Raw genomic sequence first — 17,378 nt, 5'->3', positions numbered from 1 at the left:
CATGATCAACCCGGATGCCTTCGAATTCACCGCCCCGGCGGCCACCGGCGGCGCACACGCCTACGTCTATGACATTGGCACCTACCACTTCAACTGGCACGACGACATCGAGCTGCTGGTGGTGGCGGGCGGCCGGGTAGAACTGGCCACCGCGGGTGCCACCACGCTGCTCGGCGAGCGCGATGCGGCACTGCTCAACTCCAACCAGGGGCACGCCACCCTGGCTGTCGAGCCCGGGTCTCGAGCCATTGCGGTCCACCTCCAGCCCACGATTTTTGCCCAATACGTCCCAGGATTTACGCCCCAGTTTTCTTCTACCCCGGCGTTTCCCACCGACCAGCTCACCGCCCGGCTAGCCACCTTGCTGCTGCGCGACGGAGACTCGGCCGTAGACATGCTGCGCACCATCGGCGACGTCGGCCATTTAGCCGCCGACATTGTGGAATGCTTCCCGCTGTCCCAGCGCAACTACCGGGACCACCGGGACGAGGCCGCCGCCCCTGGACCCGAGATCACCGCCGCACTGGGGCGCGTGTGCGCCTACATCGAGCAGGCTTATACCCAGCGCCTCACGCTGGCACAGCTGGCGCGCCTGGCCGGATACTCCGAGCCCTACCTGTCCTCAGTGTTCTCCCAAACCATGGGGATGACGTGTTTTGAGTTCATCTCCCGGGTGCGGCTGCGCGCGGCTACACGCCAGCTGTCTGCCACGGACGCGCTTATCGGGGACATCGCCTTTGACAACGGCTTTGCGGACACCAAGACTTTTACCACCGCGTTTAAGTCCACGTTTGGTTTGACGCCGTCGAAGTACCGCGCGAATCTGGGCACCACGCCCGGGGCCCGGCAGGTGGATGCCACCTTTAAGCGTCGTTTTACCCCGCGTTCTCAGGCGGATGTGTACGCCACTTTGACGTCCTGGGCGCACTCCGGCGCGGTCACTGATAATCAGGATGATCCGGTGGTCTTGGCTCGGCGCCTTGCGGCGATCTTGAGCGACAGCCCCACCAATTCGGGCAACTCAGGTAATGCAAACAATACCGATACTGCGGACCATTAGGCCACGCTATACTTAACCGGACCACGCACTAATGGGAAGCTTATACTTAGGCGTTTCCATAGGGGGAATTTTTTGACTTGAAGCCGGGCGAAAGCACCGGGCCCGCCACCCTTTTAGCAGGTCACAGGCGATTCCGGCAGGGGTAAATAATACCTTTGACGGCTTTCCTTTCACCCCCCAATGGTGCAATAATGGGGTTGCACGCGCGGAAAAGTCCGTATAATTTCCCTGTCGCACAACCGCGCAGCGCCGGAACAATGAATGGTGTAGTACCCGTTCACCTTCATACACAGAAGGGCGTCATCTCCATGACCACTGTTGTTCCCTGCACCCGGGACCGCGTTGTAGACATTGTCGCGCGGTTCACGGATCTGATCTCCAAACAATTGCCCGTCGATGTCTCCCGCCGGCTTGAGCGGCTGCGCGCCGATGAAACCAACCCGCGCGCCCTGATGATCTATGACACCATGAAGCGCAACCAGGAGCTGGCCGCCAAGCTCAACCGGCCCAGCTGCCAGGACACTGGGCTGGTGCAGATCTTTGCCCACGTGGGCTCCCACTACCCGCTGCGCGATGAGCTGCACACCATGCTCAAGGAAGCCGTGGGCACCGCCACCCAGACTGCACCGCTGCGCCACAACACCGTAGAGACCTTCCAGGAGGTCAACACCGGCACGAATACCGGCTCCGATTCCCCCTGGATCTACTGGGACTTTGTGGAGGGCTCGTCCGACCTGACGCTCAACGTCTACCTGGCTGGCGGCGGCTGCTCCCTGCCGGGTCAGGGCAAGACCCTCATGCCCGGCGAGGGCTACGAGGGCGCGGTGCGCTTCGTGCTGGACGTGATGACCTCCTACGGGCTCAACGCCTGCCCCCCGCTGCTCGTCGGCGTGGGCATTGGCACCTCCATCGACTCCGCGTCCTACATGTCCAAGCGGGCGCTGATGCGCCCGGTGGAATCCCGCAACCCCAATGAGCTGGTTGCCGGGTTGGAGGATGACCTGGAAGAGGCCATCAACTCGCTGGGCCTGGGGCCCCAGGGCTTGGGTGGCGGCAAGTCCGTCATGGGCGTCAACATTGAAAACTCTGCGCGGCACCCCTCCGTGCTGTCTGTGGCCGTGAACACCGGGTGCTGGTCGCACCGGCGCGGCACCATCACTATCCACGCTGACGGCTCCTTCGAGTCGTCTACTCACGAAGGGTTTGACCTGTGACCATTGCAACCGTTGCCCCCACCCAGGACGCCCAGGATAGCGGCCACCGCACCTGGTACCTGTCCACCCCGATCTCCCGGGAGGACATCGCCGATATCCGCATCGGTGACATCGTCTTCCTTGACGGCCACATTGTCACCTGCCGCGACGTCGCCCACCGCCGCCTGATCGAATACGGCCGCGAGCTTCCCGTCGACCTGCGCGACGGCGCCATCCTGCACGCCGGGCCGATCACGCGGCGCAGCGAGGACTCGGCTTCCGGCTATGAGATGGTCTCCGTTGGCCCGACCACGTCGATGCGCATGGAGAAGTTTGAGTATGACTTCATCCGGGACACCGGGGTGCGCCTGATTGTGGGCAAGGGCGGGATGGGGTCCAACACGGAGCGCGGCTGCGCCGAGTTTGGCGCCCTGCACTGCGTGTTCCCCGCCGGAAACGCCGTCATCGCGGCAACGGAGGTCGACGAGATCGAAGACGTCCACTGGACCGAGCTGGGCATGCCGGAAAGCCTGTGGGTCAACCGCGTCACCGGCTTCGGCCCGCTGATCGTGTCCATCGACGCCACCGGCGCGAACCTGTTTGAGCAGCAGAAGGTCATTTACAACGAACGCAAAGAGGCCGCGCTGAAGAAGCTCTATGACAAGGTCCGGTTCATCAAATGACCGCCACGTTGCGCCGCGTGCCACCACCGGCAACCAACCCCCCACCGGCCGCCGCACCCCCCGGGGAGATTCGCCTGCGCCGGATCGCGGCCGCGGTGGCCATCGGGGCGGCCATCTGGGTGATCCCCACTCCCGCCGGTCTGGAGTCTCACGCCTGGCACCTGTTCGCCCTCTTTGTGGCCACCATCGTGGCCATCATCCTCAACGCTGCGCCCATGGGCACGGTCGCGATCATTGCTATGGCCCTGTGCGCGGCCACCGGTGTGCTGGCCCCGGGGGACCCCAGCGAGTCCATCTCCGCAGCGCTCAGCGGGTTTTCTAACTCCACGATCTGGCTGATCGTCTCCGCGTTCTTCATCGCGCGCGCCGTCATTTCCTCCGGGCTGGGTACCCGGCTGGGCTACCTCTTCGTGCGGACCTTCGGATCTTCCACGCTGGGTCTGGCCTACGGGCTGGGGTTGGCGGACTTATCGACGTCGCCGGCCATCCCCTCCAACACCGCCCGTGCGGGTGGGATCGTCTACCCCATCATGCAGTCCATCCTGCGCACCGATTCCTCGGCAACAGGCACCACTGCAACCACAGCAACCACAGCGACTCCCCGCCGCGGTTCGACCGCCGGATTCCTGGCGCTGTCTACCTACAACCTTGACCTTGCCGCCTCCGTCATCTTCTTCACCGGCGCGGCCCCCAATGCCCTGGGTGCCAAGCTGGCCGAGCAGATGGGGGTCACCGCCCCGTCCTGGGGCGGATGGTTCCTGGCGGCGTGCGTGCCCGGCATCCTCGGTTTCATCGCGGTACCGCTGGTCATCTACGCGCTGTGGCGCCCCACCACCACCCGGACTCCCGACGCCCCCGTCCACGCCCGCCACCAGCTCGCCGAGCTGGGCCCTATGACCCGTAAAGAGAAGGTCACCCTGGCGGTCTTTGTCACCATCATCGCCCTGTGGGTGGGAGGATCATCCGTCCTCAACGCCACCACGGTTGCCTTCATCGGCCTGGGGTTGCTGCTGCTGACGGGGGTGCTGACGTGGACGGACATCAAAAAGGAGCAGTCCGCGTGGGACACGCTGACCTGGTTTGCCGCCCTGGTGATGATGGGCGCGTACCTGAACAAGACCGGGTTCATCTCCTGGCTGGGTGAGCTGGTTCAGCAACACCTCGGCGGGCTCTCGGCCGGCGTGGCTTTTGTCATCCTCGGCGTGGTCTACGCGCTGAGCCACTACCTCTTTGCCTCCGGCACGGCGCACACCGCCACCATGTTTAGCGTCTTCCTGGGCACCGGCATCGCACTGGGCATCCCGGCAACGCCGCTCATTGTGCTGCTCGCAGCGCTGCCCACCCTCATGGGATGCCTCACCCATTACGGCAACGGCCCGGCTCCCCTCTACTTTGGCACCGGGTCAGTCTCGGTGGGCACGTGGTGGAAGATCGGCCTTGCCCTCGGCGCGGTGCATCTGATCATCTGGCTGGCTATCGGGCCGCTGTGGTGGCAGATCATCGGCGTGATGTAGCACCGGCGCGGCGCGCTTAGAGGCCCGCCGCCCCGGCCAGGGCAAACACCGCCCACGCCAGCACAAAGCCCACCACCGCGATGAGCGTCTGGTTGACAGTCCAGGTGCGCAGCGTGGTGGCGGCGTCCAGGCCCATCAGTCGGCCTACCAGCCAGAAGCCGGAGTCATTGACGTGGCTGGCAATCACGGAACCTGCCGCGGTGGCCACCACCACCGCGGCGAGCTGGATGGGCGGATAGCCCTGGGCGACAACGGCTGGGGCCATCAGTGCCGCGGTGGTGGTCAGCGCCACGGTGGCAGAGCCTTGGGCCACGCGCAGGGCGGCGGCGACAACAAAGGCCGCGGCGATGACGGGCAGGCCCAGGTGGTTCATGGATCCGGCCAGGGCATCGCCAATCCCGGAGGTGCGCAGCACCCCGCCGAACATGCCGCCGGCGCCGGTGATGAGCACCACCGAGCAAATGGGCCCCAGCGAGGACTCCAGCAGGTCCTCCAGCTGCGCCGCACCTATCCCCCGCCGCGCGCCGAGCACCACCAGCGCCACCAGCGCGGTGATGGTCAGGGCGACGGGGGTGGCGCCCAGGAAGGTCAGCAGGCGCGCCCACCCAGCCTGTGCATCAACCAGGCCCGCCGCCGCGGCCATGTGGATGCCGGTGTTGCCAAAGATGAGCAGCATGGGCAGGGCGAGGATGGCGGTGACGGCGCGGGCGGACGCGGGGGCGGAGGGGGCGTCGGCAAGCGGTGGGCCACCGGCGAGAAGGTCCGGGACCGCTTGGGTAAAGCGGGCGCCCAGGACGCGCCCGAGCAGGTAACCGGTGAGATACCAGCAGGGCAGGGCGACGAGCAGGCCCACCAGCAGCACCGCGCCGACCTGCGCCCCATAGAACTCCGCGGCCGCGATCGGGCCGGGGTGCGGCGGCACAAAAACATGCATGACGGAAAACGCGCCGGCGGCGGGGATGCCGTAGGCCACCACCGGCCCGTCCAGACGCCGCGCCACGGCAAAGATCACCGGCAGCATGACCACCAGGCCGGCGTCGAAGAAGATGGGAAAGCCCATCATCAGGGAGGCCAGCCCCAGCGCGAAGGGGGCGCGGTGCTCCCCGAAGCGGGCAACGAGCGCCTCTGCCAAACTGGCCGCGCCACCCGAGCGTTCCACCAGCCGGCCGAGCATGGCACCCAGGGCCACCAGCAGCGCCACGGAGGCCAGGGTGGTGCCAAAACCCTGGGTCATGGTGGGAACCACCTGGTCTATGGGGATGCCGGCGGCGATGGCCGTGGCCGCCGAGACGATGATAAGGGTAAGAAATGCGTGCAGCTTAAACCCGATGACCAGCACCAGGATCACAGCGACCGCGGCGGCGGCCACCCCCAACAGCGCGCCGGTGGATAGCGGGGAGACGAATCCTTCCATGAACCATCACGCTACCGAGGCGGGAGGCGCGGCATCAGCAAAAAAACAACACGCCTGCTTATCGACGCCCCCGCGCCGCCTCGTGCCCGCCCCTCACCGTCCTCACCATCCTCACCGGAAGTCGCGCGAGCCGGGCGAGAGCACCTGCCCCACCGCAAGCGGCTCCAACTTGTCCGCCACCACCGCAGCCACCCCGCTCGCGTTTTCTACCTTTCCGCGGATGATCAGCGCCCGCGCGGTGCGCGCCAGCACCTTCTGGCGAGCCCACAGCCCCGGGGAGACGATGACGTTGATCAGCCCGGTCTCATCTTCAAGCCCAAAAAACGTCACCCCCGAGGCCGTCTGCGGGCGTTGCCGGTGGGTGACCACCCCGGCGATGCGGATGCGGGTGCCATCCGGCACACCCATCAGCCCGGAAGCAGGGATCACGCCCGCGGCCTCCAGCCCGGCGCGCAGCAGCTCCATGGGCTGAGCATGCGGGGTGACCCCGGTGGCGGCGACGTCGGCAGCCAGGATCTCCAGCGCGCTCATGCCGGGCAGCACCGGGGCATCCAGCTGGCTCAGCCCCGGCAGCATGCCGGCCTTCTCCGTGGCGGCAACCCCGGCGGCCCACAGCGCCTGGCGGCGATCCACCCCCAGGCAGTCGCACGCCCCGGCGCGGGCAAGCGCCTCTGCCTGCTCCACGCTTAGCTCCGCCCGCCGGGCCAGGTCCGCCATGGAGGCAAAGGGCCCACCGGCGGCCCGGGCGGCGGGGATGCGTGCCGCCCCAGCGCCCAGGCCGCGCACGAGGTTAAGGCCAAGGCGGATGGCCCCGCCAGGGGTCACCGTGGCTTCCTCCTCCGACTCCGCGATGCTCACGGGCAGGATGTCCACCCCGTGGCGGCGGGCGTCCTGGATCAGCGACTGCGGGCTATAAAAGCCCATCGGCTGGGCACGCAGCAGGCCCACGCAGAATTGGGCCGGGTAGTGCAGCTTGAACCAAGCAGAGAAAAACACCAAGGAGGCGAAAGACTGGGAGTGGGACTCGGGAAACCCATAGGCGGCGAAGGCGACGATCTTGTTCCACAACGCCTGGGCAGTATCGCCCTCAATGCCGTGAGTGGCGCGCAGGCCGGCGAAGAAGCGCTCACGCAGGGCGGCCATCCTGGCCGGGGAGCGCTTAGAGCCCATCGCCCGGCGCAGCGTGTCTGCCTCCGCGCCGGAAAACCCAGCCGCATCGACGGCGATCTGCATGAGCTGTTCCTGAAACAGCGGAATACCCAGCGTCTTGCCCAACGATTTTTCCAGGCAGGGGTGCTCATAGGTGACCGGTTCGCGCCCGTCCCGGCGCCGCAGGTAGGGGTGCACGGAGCCGCCCTGGATGGGCCCGGGCCGGATGAGCGCCACTTCCACCACGAGGTCAAAAAATACGCGGGGTTTGAGCCGCGGCAGGGTGGCCAGCTGGGCGCGGGATTCCACCTGGAAGACCCCGACGGCATCGCCGCGCGACAGCATGTCATACACGGCCGGCTCCGTCAGGTCTAGGTCCCAGAGGTGGATGGTTGTTCCGGTTGTCTGCGCCACCAGATCCACCATGTGGTGCAGCGCCTCCAGCATGCCCAGGCCCAGCAGGTCAAACTTCACCAGCCCGGCGCCCGCGCAGTCATCCTTGTCCCACTGCACCACGGAGCGATCCTTCATGCGCGCCCACTCGGTGGGCACCACGCGCGCTAGCGGACGATCACAGATGACCATACCGCCGGAGTGAATGCCCAGGTGGCGGGGCTGGCCAAGGAACTGGTGCGCAAGCGTAGCCACGTCTTCTGGCACCTCATGGACCCCTTGCGCCCAGGAGTCAGCCGCGCCCTGCGGGTAGCCCAGAGCGCGCGCGGCATCGCGGGTAGCGCCCTTGCGGCGATAGGTAATCACGTTGGCCACCTGGGCGGCGTTGTCGCGCCCGTAGGTGGCATAAACATACTGGATGACCTCCTCGCGGCGGGTCGATTCGATGTCTAGGTCAATGTCTGGTGGGCCGTCGCGTTCCGGGGAAAGAAAGCGCTCAAAGAGCAGCCCGGCGCTGATCGGTTCCGCGTTGGTGATCCCCAGGGCGAAGCACACCGCGGAGTTCGCCGCCGAGCCGCGGCCCTGACAGTAGATGTTTTCCCGGGCACAAAAATCCACGATGCCCAGCACGATGAGGAAGTAGCCCGGAAAGTTCAGCTCCTCAATGACCCCCAGCTCATAATCGATCTGGGCCCACGCCCGGCGCTGAACGTCCGCGCTGCGCGCCGCGTAGCGCCGCTGGCCCCGGGTGCGCGTCAGGTGGGCCAGCCACGTCATCTCCGTGTAGCCCTGCGGGGTGGGGCAGTCCGGAAGCTGGGGGGCCACCAGGTTAAGGGTGAAGGCACACTCCGCCGCAATTTCGCAGGTCTGTGCGATCTCTGCCGAGCGGTCGGGGGCCAGGGCCGCCACCTGCTGCCCGGAGCGCAACCACGGCGCCCCCATGGGGTGCAGGCGCGGGGCGGCCTGCCCCACGGATTCCCGGCACGCCAAGGCCCGCTTGGCCGCAGCCAGGCGCACCCCGTCCCGGGTGGCGGCGGCCGGGGCGGCGCTGATAATGGCCCGCAGTCCCGCCCGCCCGCTGCGCGCGCACCGCTGGCGGGCGGCGTCGAGAGCCATGGCGTGATCAGCATCCTCCGGGACCATGGTGGCCTGGTACTCCAGGACCACCCCCTGGGGCCCAAAGCAGTCCACCAGTTCCTCCAGGCGGTCTGCCCAGGTGTGATTGGCCAGCACTAGGCACGTCCCGGCCAGGCGCTGCGCAAGTTGCGCAAGCGGCGGATAGGCCACCTGCCCCTTGGTCCCGGTGACCATGTGCGCATGGGTCAAGACCTGGCATAACGCCTGGTATCCCGCCGGTCCGCGGCAGATGACCGGCAGGACGGCGCCACCAGCACTGTCTAGGGTCAGCTCCGCGCCGATGATGGTGGGCAGGCCGGCCTTGGCTGCGGCCTCGGCAAAGCGCACCACGCCATAGAAACCATCCCGGTCGAGCAGCCCCAAGCCGCACAGGCCCAGCTCGACTGCGCGGGCGACGAGCTCCTCCGGCTCGGAGGCGCCGCCGAGGAAGCTGTAGGAGCTGACCGCATGCAGCTCGGCGAAGGGGATGGACGGGGCGCGCCGTGCGGGTGGCTCCGGTGCCGCGGTGGGGGGAGGGGGCGTCGTCAAGCTGGGGGGACCTGCCGGGATAAGGTCCGGGTGGGGGCGCCCGGAGAGGATCCTTTCTATGCGCGACCATCCCAGGGCCGACCCGCCGTGAAAACGCATGCTTTCACCCTAGCGCAGAATCGAACACCCGTTCCACGATGGGGGCCGGGTACAGCCGCAGAGTGACACGCTCTGTCTAGCCCGCAGACCCGTTTGTAGACCGAGCGGTACGGTGGCTGCTATTGTCGCTTCCAAGTTCTTTTCCACAAAACACTCCCCCGAAAGGTCCCACCCATGAAACTGCGCGCACTGTTTGCCACCATCGGCGTCGCCGCCATCGCCGCAACCGGCCTGACCGCCTGCGGCAGCGAAGATACCATCAAGATCGGCACCACCGACTCCGCCAAGAAGGCCTGGCAGGTCTACGAAAAGAAGGCTCAGGAAGCCGGCATCAACCTCACCGTCCAGGACTTCTCCGATTACAACACCCCCAACGACGCCCTGGCCCAGGGCCAGCTGGACGTCAACCTCTTCCAGCACCTGAAGTTCCTGGCCAACTACACCGCCGGCACCGGCCAGAAGCTCACCCCCGTCGGCTCCACCGAGGTTGTCCCCCTGGCGCTGTTCTGGAAGGATCACTCCTCCCTCGACGGCATCGAAGGCAAGTCCGTGGCCATCCCCAACGACTCCACCAACCAGGGCCGCGCCATCAACGTCCTAGTCCAGGCCGGGCTGATCACCCTGAAGAAGAAGGACACCCTCGACCCCACCCCCGCCGACATTGACGCCGGGTCCTCCAAGGTCACCGTCACCCCCGTCGAAGCCGCCCAGTCGCCGGTGGCCTACGGTGAGGGCCAGCCGGCCATCATTAACAACTCCTTCCTGGACCGCGCCGGCATCGACCCGAAGACCTCCGTCTTCCAGGACGATCCCTCCAGCGCCAGCGCGGAGCCCTTTATCAACGTCTTTGTCACCCGCGAAGAAGACAAGGACAATGACAAGATTGCCAAGCTCGTCGAGCTGTGGCACGACCCGGACGTCCAGGCCGCCGTCGCCGAGGACTCCAAGGGCACGTCCGTGGAGGTCAAGCGCTCCCCCGAAGAGCTCCAGCAGATCCTGCACAAGCTCGAAGAGTCGGCCACCAGCAAGTAGGCCCGCACCCGCCCGCCCCCACCGGGCGGGCACGCGTCCCTCTTGCCCTCCTCTGACTTTCACCTTTCCCCCTTATCCATCAGCCTCACAGTGAGAGCGAGCACCACCCCCGTGGCACCAACATCGCCATCGCCCCACAACGCGCACGACCCCAACACGCCCGCCGTACCGGCAGAGCAAGCCGTACCGGCCGAGCAGGCCACACCGGCCGCACCGGCACACGCCGAGCGCTCCCAGCGCGGCACCCGCCTGGAGTTTAGGGAAACCACCAAGGTCTTTCCCTCGCGCAACAAGAAATCCCAGGAGACCACGGCCGTCAACGGCGTGACCCTGACCGTCGAGCCCGGGGAGATCCTGGGCGTGATCGGCTATTCCGGCGCCGGCAAGTCCACGCTGGTCCGCCTGATCAACGGCCTGGACACCACCACTTCCGGCCAGCTGTTGCTCGACGGGGTAGACGTGGTGGGCAAGTCGGAAAAGCAGCTGCGTGCCATCCGGCGCAACGTGGGCATGATCTTCCAGCAGTTCAACCTGTTCCATTCGCGGACCGCCGCCGGCAACATCGCCTACCCCTTGGAGCTGGCGGGCGTGAGCAAGGCGGAGACCAAGAAGCGCGTGGCGGAGTTGCTGGACTTTGTGGGCCTGTCCGATAAGGGCGAGAACTACCCCGAGCAGCTTTCCGGCGGGCAGAAGCAGCGCGTGGGCATCGCCCGGGCGCTAGCCTGCAATCCCTCCCTGCTGCTGGCCGACGAGGCCACCTCTGCCCTCGACCCGGAGACCACCCATGACGTGCTGGAGCTGTTGCGCCGCGTCAACCGGGAGCTCGGCATCACCATCGTGGTGATCACCCATGAGATGGAGGTGGTGCGCTCCATCGCGGACAAGGTTGCCGTCATGGAGGCCGGCCGAGTGGTCGAATACGGCAGCGTCTATGAGGTCTTTTCTGATCCGCAGACGGATGTGGCCGCCAAGTTTGTGGCCACCTCCCTGCGCAACACCCCGGACCTGGTGGAGGCGGAGGATCTGCTGGCCCACGAGGGTCGCCTGTTTACCATCGAGTTGACGGAGGATTCCGGGTTCTTCGGCGCCACCGCTGATGCCCGCGCCGCGGGGGTGGCGCTGTCCATCGTGCACGGCGGGGTGACCACCTTGCAGCGCCACAGCTTTGGCAAGATGACCGTCCGGCTCAACGGGCCCACCGCGGCCATTGAGCAGTTCTACCGCACGCTCAAGGCCTCCACCACCATTGAGGAGATCACCCGATGAACCAGATAACAGTAACCACGCTCGCCGCGGACTGGAACCGGCTGGGTGACACTTTTGGCAAGGCCATCTTGGACACCCTCATCATGGTGGCGGTCACCATGGTGGTTGCGGGCCTGCTGGGCCTGGTGGTGGGCATGCTGCTCTACACCACCCGCGAGGGCGGTATTCTGCGCAATAACTTTGTTTACACCACGCTGAATCTGTTGGTGAACTTTGTGCGCCCCATTCCGTTTATCATCCTCATTGCGGCGATTAAGCCGCTGACGGTGGCGGCTATTGGCACATCGATTGGCCGCAATGCGGGCATTTTTGTGATGATCATTGCGGCGACGTTTACGGTGGCGCGCATTGTGGAGCAAAACCTGGTGGCCATTGATCCTGGCGTGATTGAGGCCGCGCGGTCGATGGGGGCGAGCCCCTGGAAGATCATCACCTCGGTGATCATCCCGGAGGCGTTGGGTCCCCTGGTGCTGGGCTACACCTTCATCTTTATTGCCATTGTGGATATGTCTGCGATGGTCGGCTACATCGGCGGCGGCGGCCTGGGTGACTTTGCCATCGTCTACGGTTACCGAGCCTTTGACAATGAGGCCATGTATGTTGCCGTCATTGCCATTGTCATTCTGGTCCAGGCCGCCCAATTCCTGGGCAACTGGCTGTCCAAGAAGATCATGCGCCGCTAGCACAACGGCGGGCTCACCTCCTGTCCTGCTTATCGACGCCCCCTCCCCCACCGAAAGGTACCCACCAGTGCCGCTCGGAGGGGGTTGACGTTTTCACCCAAACATGTGACCAATTGCGGGCCTGATGCCCTAGGGTGGAGCCCATGACGCGACGCATGATGGCCTTTGACATGGACGGCACGATCCTTTTTCACTCCCAGGTCCGCCCCGCCACCGCCGCGGCGATTCGGCGGTGGCAAGATGCCGGAAACCTGGCCGTGTGCGCGACGGGAAAGTCACTGGCCTCCGCCCGCGGTTCCCTGGTCAACCAGGGGGTGCACTTTGATCACTTTGTGCTCTACACCGGCGCGGCCATCACCGACGGCGACTTTCGCATCGAACACGCCACCGGCATCCCCGACGATCGCGCCACCGAACTTTTCGCCCGCTTTTGTCACCGCCCGGGAATCGACGTCTACGCCACCACCCTGGGTGACACGGACTACCTGGTGTCTAAGGGCGTTGCAGGTGCCACCATGCCCATCCCGCTGACGTGCGCGGATGGCAGCCCGGAGCAGGTCGTCGCCGAGTCTGTCATGGGCATTCCCCTGTGGATCCCCAACCTGGATGAACTCGGCGAGGTTGCTGCCGAACTAGCCCAGGATTTCCCGGACGTGGACGTCCACCGCAACGTTGATGTCTTGGATATCGTGCCCGCGGGCTCCAGCAAGTCCGGCGGACTTCGCGCACTGGTGGAGCTGTTGGGCGGGCAGTGGAGCACGTTGAGCATCGGGGATTCCTACAACGACGTCGATATGCATCGCTGGGCGGATCACTCCGCAAGTTTTAGCTACTCCCCTGCTGAGGTGCAGGCAGCCACCGACGTGGTGGTTGACACCGCCGAGGAGTTCATCGCGGACGTCCTCGCCCGCTAGCCTGCTGCTCAGGACCACACCCATGCCCCGCCCCCACGTCGCCCTGCCCACCCAGATCAGCCTGCTGCGCATCTGCGCCCAAGGGCTGGTGCCTGCCACCGCTGCCCGAAGCGTCGCGGAGGTGACAGACAGGTTGCTGGCCGTGCAGGGCCAGCAGGTCTCTGCCCTGCCGCACGCGCTGCTGGCCCGGTGCCCCGGTGCCCGGGGCAGCGATGTCGCACGCGCCTTTAACCAGGGTCTTCTGGTGCGCCACCGCCCGATGCGCGGCACGGTGCACATCACCCACGCGCGCGACTTTCACTGGATGCGCCTGGCTTTGAAGGAAAAGATCCCCACCTGGGAGGCGCGCGAGCGCCAGCGTCTGGGCATTGACGATGCCGTGTGCGCACAGGCCGCGGAGGTCTCCTGGGAGGCCATCGCTGCCGCCGGCGGGCGCAGAGAACGCGCGGCACTGTTTGCCGCCTGGATCGACGCGCTGGCGCCAACGCACCTGACGGATTCGCGTTCCCAGCGCCGCTGGTGCCAATGCCTCATGTGGTCGCTGGCCCGCCAGGGGGCGGTCATCGAAGGCCCGCTGGGGACCAACCAGCACTACTTCATTGACGCGCGCACCCTACCGGCTGCCGACGCCCCACAGTCCGGCTTCCCCCTCACCCCCGCCACCCGCGAGCGTGGGCTGACAGAAATCGCCCGCCGGTACATCCTCGGCCACGGCCCGGTGAGCGTGGCCGACCTGTCCTGGTGGACAGGCCTGGGCATCCGGCACTCCGCGGAGCTTCTTGAAGCAGCCTGCGCCGCCGATAGCACCCTGGGCCGCTACCAGCTCAGCGCCGCGGGCGGCGAAGACGGCGCCCTGGTCCCGGCCGACCCGGCGCGCACCGCACAGCAACGCCGCGGACTGCTCTACATGTCCACGCAGCTTCCCAGCATCCTCGCCGACAACTACGCCGACGCCACCCGGCTGCTCTTCTTGCCCTCCTTCGACGAAATCTACGTTGGCTACACCAATCGCACCTGCCTGACCGACGCCGCCGGCGACCAGCTCATCTGCCCCGCGCGCAACGGCATGTTCCGCCCGCTGATCATCAACAACGGACGCCTGATCGGGGTGCGCCCCGTCAAGGAGGGTGTGCAGTGGCTCCGCCGCCCACCCGCGCGCACCCAGGCCGCGGCCCACACGCTTATCGACGCCACCCTCGCCCGCCTGGGCAGCTAACAACTAGCGCGCAGCCACCCACAACACAGCCGCCACCGGCCACAGACCGCGCACGTAGTAGCCCACAATCTCCGGCGACACCGACAACCCCTGCCCGGTATCCATCACCGTCAGGTCAGAAACCACGCGCGGCCGGCCCCGCACAATCCCCGCATACCACCAGGCCACAACGCTGATGGCTATCCCCAACGCCCCCATGCCAGCAACAAGAAGAAGCAGGACGCCCACCACGGAATGGGCGCCAAGCAGCACCCATCGCTCCGGGCTGGAATCAACTAACCGGGTGAAGTCCCCGACACGGAACCAGGCAGGCGCCAGCAGCATCCAGGCGCCCGCAGCCACGGTCAGACCATAGCCGCCGTATGCTGGCGCCAGCGCCCACGACCACAAGGCCACAACCACCGCAATCAGTACCAGGTAGTACCGGCGCAACAAGCGGCTGACCGCCACGGGTGCCCCACACGTACGGGGCGGGCGAGCACCCTGCCACGCCACGGCTAGCGCATCTGAGACCAGTTCCGAATCTTGGAAGGAAAAGAAGTGCGTCACCAGGAAGCGGCGGCGGCCCGCCTCCAGCAGGTGTGCCACCCGCCAGTGACGCGCACACGCCCACCCATATCCGACCCTCGCCGCCCCCACGACCGCGCCGCTCACCACACTTGCCGTGATCGACCACCCCGCACAGGCACCTAATGCCGCCCCAACGACGCTGGCCGCGACCCACTGCACCGCCGACACCCTGTCCCAGCGGGGCAACCGATCGCTACCGCGGAGCTTCCATACCCAATCTTCCTCGGTGATCCCCACCAGCGGGGCAAGGCGCTGAGCCATGAACACGTACACCGCGGCAATAAGCACAGCCGCGAACCATCGCGCCAGCGGGCCGGGGGCCGCAAAACTCGCCGGTGGATGCGTGAGCGCACCTATCGCCGTACCCAACGCACCGGCGATCATGGAATACACAAATAGCGGATAAATCCTGTCCGTCACGCGATCGACCACGTCAAAAAAGCTCATGACACCAGGTCCTGCATGGTGGAGGTGACATCACAGGACGCAATGATCTGCTCGTGGTGGGTCGCCACAACCACGCAGCATCCTTTGTTGGTGGCAAGCTCCCGGAGGTAACGCACCAACTCCTCGGTCCACTGCGCATCCAGGTGGCGCTCAGGCTCATCAATAGCCACCACGCTGTGCGGCTGGACCACAGCTAGTTGTGTCGCCAGGTATGCCCGCTGGCGCTGTCCAGACGAAAGCTGACCAGGGCGCACCCGCAGGATCTCCGCCAGCCGCCACCGCGCCACCATGAACTCTTCCTCCGCCGGGGATTGGCACCGGCGCAGGAGGCGACAATGCTCGCCGATGCTAAGTTCTGGGTAAAAGACCGGCTCGGAGATCCTGACCACGCGGGCTTGCGTACGCACCTGCCCGGCAAGCGGTTCCACCTCCCCGGAGATGGTTGCCAACAGCGTTGACTTGCCTGAACCATTCGCCCCGGTCAGCGCCACCAGACACCCCGCCGGCCACTGCACCCGAACATGGCCCAAGGCGTGACCGGCGTGCCCAATGACACAATCGACATCAATCACGCGCTCCTCCTTACGGCTGCTGTCATCCCCTGTGACCACGTCAACATGGATTCTGCGCCCAAGATTACCGCTGGATTGTGCCCTCGCTGCGGGACGTGCCTGCGGATGCTCCGGGGCGTCGATAAGCACCCCACCAATGGTCACCCCCTCCTGTCACCCCCGGGTAGACCGTTTACTCTTCCGGATCCGCCCGGCGGCATATACGGTAAGAATCATGCCTTTCGCGATGTGCACCCCCGCCTGGCGGCGCGCCGCACGCCTGTGCGCCCTGAGCGCCATGACAGCCCTGGTCGCCGGGACTGCCGCTTGCTCGCACGGCAGTACCCCCACGGATGCGCAGGCAACGACCTTAGGCAGCGTGGGAAGCTCGCCAAGCGCGGACGAGCCACACACCGAGGACGGGCCGGATCGCACCCCGCCCGCGGGCCTGACCCCCTTAGGAAACGCCGACACCGAGCGCAAGACCGAGCGCCCCAAGGCACCCAATCAGCTCGTAGTCACCAAGATTCGCACCGGACACCACAAGGGCTTTGATCGCGTGGTTTTCGAATTTGTTGGCCAAGGTGAACCCGGATGGTTCGTGGATTACACCGACCGGCCCACCCAACAGGCCTCCGGGCACGTCATCAATTACACAGGCACCACCGCTCTCAACGTCAACATTGACGGCACCGCCTACCCCTTTGAGGCCGGCGTGGAAGACACGGCACCAACCCACGTTGATGGCATAGAAGACGGCAACGTGACCGAGGTTATTAGCGCCGGCATGTTTGAAGGCCGCGCCCAGTACATTGTTGGCCTTGGCGAACGCGTCCCCTACTCCGTACAAGTCCTCCAAGGGCCAACCCGCCTGGTCATCGACCTGGTGCGATGAGGCTTGGGGCTTAATCCCATAACGGATTCAAGTTGGCACGCCTTACCGCTCACCTGGTTCATCACACTATATGGAGCGCCAAACTCAAGTACCGGAACAAATAAAGGAAGTTCCTCACACTCCGGAATTTACAAGACATACCGGCAAAAATAGCAGGTCTTATACGTTACATGCATTAGCCGAGTCTAGAGTGTAATCTGAGCAATATAGATTTCCATCCGGATCATACAGTATACCCCTCTCGACCGTTAACTTTACTATATCTCCAACCGCGAATGGTGCGCCGCCGTTCGCATCGTTGTAATGGCGCGATTCCAATACGCGAGCATAAATCTCACCCTGGTTGGGGTGACCTTTAATATCTACAACTTTCAAAACTGATTCATCGTTAATTTCTGGCCCCTCAGCAACGGATCCAGGGAAATAATACCTAGTCACAACCCCCCGAGCACTATCATCGAAAACGATGGCCCCAGCTCGGCTCGACCATTTTGTCAAAGCCCATGTTTGGTGGCTCATAAACCCCGCTTCTCCGGGAGTAGCGCCATTGTTCGAGAAGTTTTCCGGGAGACCACTTTCGCTACCCATGGAAACACGAGACTCAGTAGCTTCGGGAGACTTACTTGGCTCATCT

At 65.5% G+C, this 17,378-nt stretch carries 14 protein-coding genes; 10 read left to right on the top strand and 4 right to left on the bottom strand.

The features are described 5' to 3' along the window. The first annotated feature begins 1 nt into the window (after window position 1). From LH390_RS02465 to LH390_RS02450, 4 genes are all read left to right on the top strand, one after another. Complete coding sequence (locus tag LH390_RS02465; protein WP_227280750.1) at window positions 2-1,060, top strand: helix-turn-helix transcriptional regulator; 1,059 nt, start codon at window positions 2-4, stop codon at window positions 1,058-1,060. Between the two features lie 308 nt (window positions 1,061-1,368). After that, window positions 1,369-2,274, top strand: a complete 906-nt coding sequence (gene ttdA, locus LH390_RS02460) for a L(+)-tartrate dehydratase subunit alpha (RefSeq protein ID WP_227280751.1) — start codon at window positions 1,369-1,371, stop codon at window positions 2,272-2,274. Then, on the top strand, window positions 2,271-2,936 hold the full coding sequence (gene ttdB / locus LH390_RS02455; protein WP_227280752.1) for a L(+)-tartrate dehydratase subunit beta: 666 nt from the start codon (window positions 2,271-2,273) through the stop codon (window positions 2,934-2,936). The genes ttdA and ttdB overlap by 4 nt, the downstream gene beginning before the upstream one ends. Continuing rightward, a complete protein-coding gene (locus LH390_RS02450) occupies window positions 2,933-4,450 on the top strand; it encodes a DASS family sodium-coupled anion symporter (protein ID WP_227280753.1) in 1,518 nt (505 codons plus the stop codon). The genes ttdB and LH390_RS02450 overlap by 4 nt, the downstream gene beginning before the upstream one ends. Window positions 4,451-4,466: 16 nt before the next feature. Here the strand turns inward: LH390_RS02450 and LH390_RS02445 are convergent, their stop codons facing one another. Together LH390_RS02445 and LH390_RS02440 are read right to left on the bottom strand one after the other, a co-directional pair. Continuing rightward, window positions 4,467-5,864 carry a GntP family permease gene (locus LH390_RS02445; RefSeq protein WP_227280754.1) on the bottom strand — a complete coding sequence of 466 codons (1,398 nt, stop codon included), beginning with the start codon at window positions 5,862-5,864 and terminating at the stop codon, window positions 4,467-4,469. Between the two features lie 111 nt (window positions 5,865-5,975). Continuing rightward, window positions 5,976-9,170 carry an error-prone DNA polymerase gene (locus LH390_RS02440; RefSeq protein ID WP_227280755.1) on the bottom strand — a complete coding sequence of 1,065 codons (3,195 nt, stop codon included), beginning with the start codon at window positions 9,168-9,170 and terminating at the stop codon, window positions 5,976-5,978. Between the two features lie 174 nt (window positions 9,171-9,344). Between LH390_RS02440 and LH390_RS02435 the strand changes: the two genes are divergently transcribed. From LH390_RS02435 to LH390_RS02415, 5 genes are all read left to right on the top strand, one after another. Continuing rightward, window positions 9,345-10,202, top strand: coding sequence for a MetQ/NlpA family ABC transporter substrate-binding protein (locus tag LH390_RS02435; protein ID WP_227280756.1), 858 nt, complete (start codon window positions 9,345-9,347; stop codon window positions 10,200-10,202). A 249-nt stretch (window positions 10,203-10,451) separates the two neighbouring features. Then, complete coding sequence (locus tag LH390_RS02430) at window positions 10,452-11,468, top strand: methionine ABC transporter ATP-binding protein (RefSeq protein WP_227282653.1); 1,017 nt, start codon at window positions 10,452-10,454, stop codon at window positions 11,466-11,468. Between the two features lie 5 nt (window positions 11,469-11,473). Then, window positions 11,474-12,151 carry a methionine ABC transporter permease gene (locus tag LH390_RS02425; protein ID WP_227282654.1) on the top strand — a complete coding sequence of 226 codons (678 nt, stop codon included), beginning with the start codon at window positions 11,474-11,476 and terminating at the stop codon, window positions 12,149-12,151. Window positions 12,152-12,294: 143 nt separating this feature from the next. Next, entirely contained in the window at window positions 12,295-13,065 is a 771-nt protein-coding gene (locus LH390_RS02420; protein WP_227280757.1) for an HAD family hydrolase, read from the top strand. 22 nt (window positions 13,066-13,087) lie between these two features. Next, entirely contained in the window at window positions 13,088-14,281 is a 1,194-nt protein-coding gene (locus LH390_RS02415; protein WP_227280758.1) for a DNA glycosylase AlkZ-like family protein, read from the top strand. A gap of 3 nt (window positions 14,282-14,284) precedes the next feature. Here the strand turns inward: LH390_RS02415 and LH390_RS02410 are convergent, their stop codons facing one another. Both LH390_RS02410 and LH390_RS02405 read right to left on the bottom strand, forming a co-directional pair. Beyond that, window positions 14,285-15,298: a hypothetical protein gene (locus LH390_RS02410; protein WP_227280759.1), complete on the bottom strand. Its 1,014-nt coding sequence runs from the start codon at window positions 15,296-15,298 to the stop codon at window positions 14,285-14,287. Continuing rightward, a complete protein-coding gene (locus LH390_RS02405; protein WP_227280760.1) occupies window positions 15,295-16,014 on the bottom strand; it encodes an ABC transporter ATP-binding protein in 720 nt (239 codons plus the stop codon). The genes LH390_RS02410 and LH390_RS02405 overlap by 4 nt, the downstream gene beginning before the upstream one ends. A 70-nt stretch (window positions 16,015-16,084) precedes the next feature. Here LH390_RS02405 and LH390_RS02400 point away from each other — a divergent pair, with 70 nt between their 5' ends. Next, window positions 16,085-16,744: an AMIN-like domain-containing (lipo)protein gene (locus LH390_RS02400; protein WP_227280761.1), complete on the top strand. Its 660-nt coding sequence runs from the start codon at window positions 16,085-16,087 to the stop codon at window positions 16,742-16,744. Window positions 16,745-17,378: the final 634 nt, after the last annotated feature.

The organism is Corynebacterium uberis (genome assembly GCF_020616335.1).
GTDB lineage: Bacteria > Actinomycetota > Actinomycetes > Mycobacteriales > Mycobacteriaceae > Corynebacterium > Corynebacterium uberis.
Note: the sequence above shows the minus strand (reverse complement) of the source record. Positions and strands in the feature narration are given on the sequence as shown.